Origin of the sequence: Actinoplanes sp. NPDC048791 (assembly GCF_040650095.1) — a bacterium.
Taxonomy (GTDB): Bacteria; Actinomycetota; Actinomycetes; order Mycobacteriales; family Micromonosporaceae; genus Actinoplanes.
In genome coordinates, this window is sequence record NZ_JBEZGQ010001640.1 from 1 (window position 1) to 1,237 (window position 1,237).

2 protein-coding genes are annotated in these 1,237 nt (G+C 76.2%); one reads left to right on the plus strand and one right to left on the minus strand.

The window, feature by feature from the left end:
- A partial coding sequence (locus tag AB0C29_RS49205) for an extracellular solute-binding protein (RefSeq protein WP_360835382.1) occupies positions 1–716 on the plus strand: 716 nt, incomplete at its 5' end.
- A gap of 4 nt (positions 717–720) precedes the next feature.
- Here the strand turns inward: AB0C29_RS49205 and AB0C29_RS49210 are convergent.
- The coding region (locus AB0C29_RS49210) for an AraC family transcriptional regulator (protein WP_360835384.1) at positions 721–1,237 on the minus strand (517 nt) is incomplete at its 5' end.

Below are 1,237 nucleotides of genomic sequence, written 5' to 3' on the forward strand. Positions count from 1 at the left end.
GGCCGATCGCGCTGGCCCACAACGTCGCCGGGGTCGGCGACCTGCGACTGTCCCCGGCCACCGTGGCCCGGATCTTCGCCGGGACGGTGACCACCTGGGACGACCCGGTGATCGCCGCGGACAACCCGGAGGCCGTCCTGCCGTCGACCCCGATCCGTACGGTGCACCGCGCGGACAGCTCCGGCACCACCGCGAACTTCACCGCGTTCCTGGCGGCGACCGCCCCGGCCGACTGGCGGTTCGGCGAGGACAGCACCTGGGCGGCCCCGGGTGGCAGCGCTCAGCGGGGCAGCAACGGTGTGGCGTCCACGATCGCCCGCACCGATGGCGCCATCGGTTACGTCGAGGGGTCGTACGCGCGGTTCCACAACCTGGCCGTGGCGCGGGTCCGCAACGGGGCGGGGGAGTTCACCGCGCTGACCGACGAGGCTGCCGGGCGTACCGTCGCGGCCGCCGCCGTCACCGGGACCGGCTCCGACCTGCGGCTCGCCGTCGACTACCGGACCACCGCCGTGGGGGCGTACCCGATCGTCCTGGTCACGTACGAGGTGGTCTGCCGGACCGGCACGCCCGCCCGCAGCCTGCCGCTGCTGCGCGGCTTCCTGACCTACACGGCCGGCCCGCAGGGCCAGGCCGCCGCCGCGCGGCTCGGTTACACGCCGCTGCCCGCGGCGCTGCAGGGCAAGGTGCTCGCCGCGGTGGCCGCGCTGAACTGACCGGTCAATCCGGGCGGATGTCGCCCGGAGTACGCCCGAAGGCGCGCCGGAACGACCGGTGGAACGTGGCCACGTTGCCGAAACCGGCGTCCGCGGCGATGTCGATGACCCGCAGATGGGCCAGAGCCGGATCCGCCAGCGCCCGCCGCGCCCGTTCGAGCCGCACCAGCCGCACGGTGCCGGCGTAGCTGTGCTCACTCCCGGCGAACCACGTGTGCACGGTGCGCACCGACACGCCGAGCCGCCGGGCGGTCGCGGCGGGGGAGAGGTCCTCATCGGCCAGGTGTTCCTCGATGTCGGTCACCGCCGCGGCCCGGGACCGCGCGGACCCGGCGTGGCCCCGCGCCGCCGGGTCCGCGGGTTCCAGGGCCACCGCGAGCAGGCCGGCCGCGTGGATGGCCAGCCGGGCGGCCACGTCCGGGCCCAAGGGGGTACGGGTGAGCGCCGTCAACGCGTGCCGCACCGCCGCACCGACCCCGGTGCCGGTGCCGACGCGGGCGGCTGTCCGGACCGGTCCGCTC